Below are 4,468 nucleotides of genomic sequence, written 5' to 3' on the forward strand. Positions count from 1 at the left end.
ACCAAGGTCCGAGGCGCCGACAACAGCGTCGAGACCGACGACCGCATCACCCGGGTCGAGTACTGGCCGACCGGCCTGGTCAAGCGCATCACCCCGCCGGGCGGCGCCTACATCACCTACACCTACGACACTGCCCAGCGCCTGACCAGCGTGGCCGACAAGGCCGGCAACAGGATCCAGTACACCCTCGATCTGGCCGGCAACCGCAAGCAGGAAGACACCCAGACCGCGTCCGGCACCTTGAAGCGCACTCTGTCGCGCGTGTTCAACACCCTGGGGCAGTTGCAGACCGCCAAGGACTCGTTGGCGCATGAGACCAGCTTCAGCTACGACAACGACGGCAATCCGGACCTGACCACCGATGCCTTGAGCCGCGTCACCAACCAGGACCACGACCCGCTTAATCGCCTGAGCCGCACCCTGCAGGACGTCGGCGGCCTCGCGGTCGAGACCAAGCTGGAATACAACGCGCTCGATCAAGTCACCAAGGTCACCGACCCGAAGGGCCTGGACACGACCTACGGCTACAACGGCTTCGGCGACCAGGTCCAGCTGTCGAGCCCGGACACGGGTATCACCACCTACGGCTACAACAGCGCCGGCCTGCTCGCGAGCAAACAGGACGCTAACGACGCCAGCCCGCATACCTATACCTATGACGCCTTGAACCGGCCGAAGACGATCTCGTACAGCGGCGGCGCCGCCGACGTCGAGTACGACTACGACACGGTCAACACGGTCTGCGCCGCCGGCGAGAACTTCGCCCTCGGCCGGGTGACCGCGATGCGCGCCGACGGCACCGAGCTGAAGTACTGCTACGACCGTTGGGGCCAGCTCGTGCGCAAGGTGCAGACGGTCGGCACCCGCAGCTTCACCCTGCGCTACGCCTACACCAGCTCGGGCCAGGTGCGCACCATCACCTACCCGGACAACGCCATCGTCGACTACGTCCGCAACACTTTGGACCAGGTCACCGAAGTCGGGATCAAGCCGGCCGGCGGCGTGCGCACGGTGCTGCTCAACAATGCGGCTTATGAACCGTTCGGCCCGGCCACCGGTTGGACCTACGGCAACGGCCGCAGCCTGGCCCGCAGCTACGACCAGGACTACCGCGCCAAGACGATCCTCGACAGCGCCGCCGGTGGCTTGTCGCTGGCTTATGGCTATAACGAGGTCGGAGAACTGACCGAACTCAAGGACGGCCTGCAAAGCGCGTTCCTGGCCAAGTACGACTACGATACCCTGGGCAGGCTGAAGATCACCCGCGACGGCCCGACCGGCACGCCGCTGGAGACCTACGGCTACGACGCCACCGGTAACCGCAACAGCCTGCTGCACGGCGGCATCACCACCAACTACACCTACCCGGGCACGAGTCACCGCCTGAGCAACGTCGGCGGCGTCAGCCGCGGCTACGACGCGGTCGGCAACACCACCAGCATCGGCGGCACGGCCAGGGAGTTCGTCTACAACGCCAACGACCGCATGAGCCAGGTCAAACAAGCCGGCGTGGTCAAGGCCAGCTACCGCTACAACGCCAAGGGCGAGCGGGTCTCGCGGGCCGACAACGCCACCGGTGCGATCACCGGCTACACGCTGTACGACGAAGCCGGCCATTGGCTCGGCGACTACGACGTCAACGGTGCGACCAAGCAACAGGCCATCTGGCTGGGCGACGCCCCGGTCGGCCTGGTGGTCGGCGCCGGCGTCGCGCAGACCCTGCGTTACGTGCAACCCGACCACCTGGGCACCCCGCGTGCGGTAATCGACCCGAGCCGCAACCTCGCGGTCTGGACCTGGGACGCCAAGGGCGAAGCCTTCGGCAACAACCCGCCGAACCAGGACCCGGATCAGGACGGCACCGCGTTCGTGTTCGATATGCGGTTCCCGGGGCAGCGGTATGACGCGGCGACGGGGCTGAACTACAACTACTTCCGGGATTATGACCCGAATTCTGGACGGTACATTCAAAGCGACCCCATTGGTTTGAATGCAGGCCCCAGCACATATGCATATGTTGGCGGAAGCCCTCTGGCGCTTTCCGACCCGAATGGTTTGGCCGCACTATCGATTCCCATCAGCCCTGCTCTTCCGGAACTTGGATGGCTATTGGCTGGCGCTCGAATTGCGAGTCCGGCTCTTTTAGCTCTTTCTATCCCGGGAGATACGCCCCGAACGCAATCGAGAGCGGTGCCTTACCCAGAGAGGCAGCGCGGAAAATATACCTGCATCTGTCGAGCCGATAGAAATGGAAGAAGCCCAGACAATTGCTCAATCGATGACCAGGAGTTTGCGTTCGGCTACGGCGAGGGCCCTGACTTGCAGTCCGCAAAGAGAGCCGCCGAAAAGAGTGCGAAAGAGGCGCTTGGCGCCAAATCTGTCCACCACGTGACATGCAGGTGTACGAATCCTAAGGGCGACCGCATAAACCCAACCAAGTAAAACTGAGTTCAATTCCATGACCAATCTTTATTTAAGACATCAGCTCGATCTCGCGATTGAGCAAATAAATTCGGGAAGTTGCTCCGTTGCAAAGGACATCCTCGAGCCTCTCGTAAAGCTTCTAGTGCCAGAAGCGATTTACCTTTATTCAACATTTAGTATCGCAGGTACGGAATCGGATACTGACTTTGAGAGGCGCAGTATTTCCTTGCTCAACGATGCGGCAATACTTGGCTACGCACCGGCCATGCATGCTCTTGGTGAGTATTACGAAAGCGGTGACTTGTTAGACATTGATATGAAACAAGCTGAACTATTATTTAGCTCAGCCGCTGCTCAAGGGCATATGCGATCGAAGTTCAGGTATGGACTGATTCTTCTTGATGCCCAACGGCCAAGCAGTCGAGACCAGGCACAGCGCTTGATTCGAGAGGCTGCTGAAGCAGGAATTGAAGAGGCTGCCGACTTTTTAAGGGAGATGGAGTAGTTAGCCATAATACTTAGCAGGGCCCCTCTGGCTACCAATCATTGAAAAACTTAAAGGCCTCGGAGAGCGAGGCCTTTCTTTTGTGATCGCCGAAACCAATATGCAGCCTAGCCCTTTGCAAATCGCTCGCTGACATGGCGAAGGCGAGGATCCACGAACGTCTGCACGATGTTGGATACGTTGTTGAGCTGATATGTGATCTCTTCCTGCACATCCAGAACGAGGTCTGCAACGTCCAGTCCGCCCTGAGGCTGCTCGACCTGCAAGTGCGTCGACCTTCCGCCTGAAATGAGCTTCGCCTCAACGGAGTCGAAGTCGATTGCCTTCGCTTCGGCGGCAGCGGCAATTCGCCGCAGCATGACCCGTCGTCGCGACGATCGCCGTGCGACACGAACCTCGACAAGCTGCTCCTTCCTCCAGCCGCAGATCCAGCCGATTTCAGCGCATACGCGAAGCAGTCGCGCTTCAATTCTTCTCCGCTAAAAATCGGGTCAGAGCACCTTTCCGTCTAGCCCCTGTCGGAAGCCACTCTGGCCCAGTTCGCACTGGCGCCCTACACCTACGCAGGAAACCGCCAAGGGAGTCAAAGGCGATTTTTCGATAACCAGAGAGGAAACCGCTGCCATTTGCCATTCCCATCCGAAGGATAAACAATTTGAATCGATCCCAGGATATGGCGAACATGAAGCTGTTTTGCTTGGATATCCGAGCTACATAGTTAGAAACTCGGTTTATGGCGTACTTGAAATCGACAAAGGCCAGTTCCAGTACAGGATACTAAGAGGCACACTGCCCCTTAATGATCTTCGGAACATCCAGAGCCGTCTCAATCAATTTCAGAACCGACTAAGTCCGTAGAAGAGCCCGGAAACAAGCTAACGGAGGTCACATGAAAGCCGCTTTTATCATACTACTAGGCTTGTCCCTCTCCGGCGTAAACATAGCGAGCGCCGTCGCCGAAACCAATGAAGAAAGATTATCCACACAGATCCTTAGGGATCCCTCTCCAGCCATTGCGAGACGGGTATCGATTAGCGGGCGCCTGCAATGGAGCAACGAAGACAGGAATCTCTATCCGACTTGGGCGGGCACCCCGGCGCCTCGCGATTACTGCCTCCCAGTACTCATAAACCAGAAAGATGACTTGACGAGCGAGGCAGCCGAAAAACTTAGCGGGAAGAACGTTAAAATCTACGGAATAATTTCTTTCGTTTCTTCGGACGCAGATTCAATCTCGGTAAATTCCTGTAAGCAGTTGGGCATACATGTAATACACATGGAAGCTGTCAGCGATAAATAGAGCGGTAGCCGCAGAGCCTCAAAGGCGCCGGCAACGGGGTCTGAATCGCTCAGGAATCCATAGACATTTCGCAGCCATCTTTAAGGCCCCGGCAACGGGGCTTTTTTCTTGTAGGGCATCCCGGCAACAAAGCCAATATCGCGCCAACATTCGTTGCTGCCAGCAAGCATGTTGACCGGGAACACCTTGTCACCAGGGCAGTGCGATATAAAAACCGGGTCAGAGCACCTTTCCGTCTA

Annotated in this window: 3 protein-coding genes; 2 read left to right on the top strand and 1 reads right to left on the bottom strand. The window is 58.2% G+C overall.

From position 1 onward, the window contains the following. Both ACTJJK_RS23050 and ACTJJK_RS23055 read left to right on the top strand, forming a co-directional pair. On the top strand, window positions 1-2,442 hold a 2,442-nt coding region (locus ACTJJK_RS23050; RefSeq protein ID WP_440731352.1), incomplete at its 5' end, for an RHS repeat-associated core domain-containing protein. A 16-nt stretch (window positions 2,443-2,458) separates the two neighbouring features. Next, window positions 2,459-2,929: a tetratricopeptide repeat protein gene (locus ACTJJK_RS23055; protein WP_440731353.1), complete on the top strand. Its 471-nt coding sequence runs from the start codon at window positions 2,459-2,461 to the stop codon at window positions 2,927-2,929. Window positions 2,930-3,036: 107 nt separating this feature from the next. Here ACTJJK_RS23055 and ACTJJK_RS23060 read toward each other — a convergent pair whose 3' ends face one another. Next, entirely contained in the window at window positions 3,037-3,288 is a 252-nt protein-coding gene (locus ACTJJK_RS23060) for a hypothetical protein (protein ID WP_440731354.1), read from the bottom strand. Between the last annotated feature and the right edge of the window lie 1,180 nt (window positions 3,289-4,468).

The sequence above is a fragment of the Lysobacter sp. 22409 genome (assembly GCF_052045105.1).
Lineage (GTDB): Bacteria > Pseudomonadota > Gammaproteobacteria > Xanthomonadales > Xanthomonadaceae > Lysobacter > Lysobacter antibioticus_B.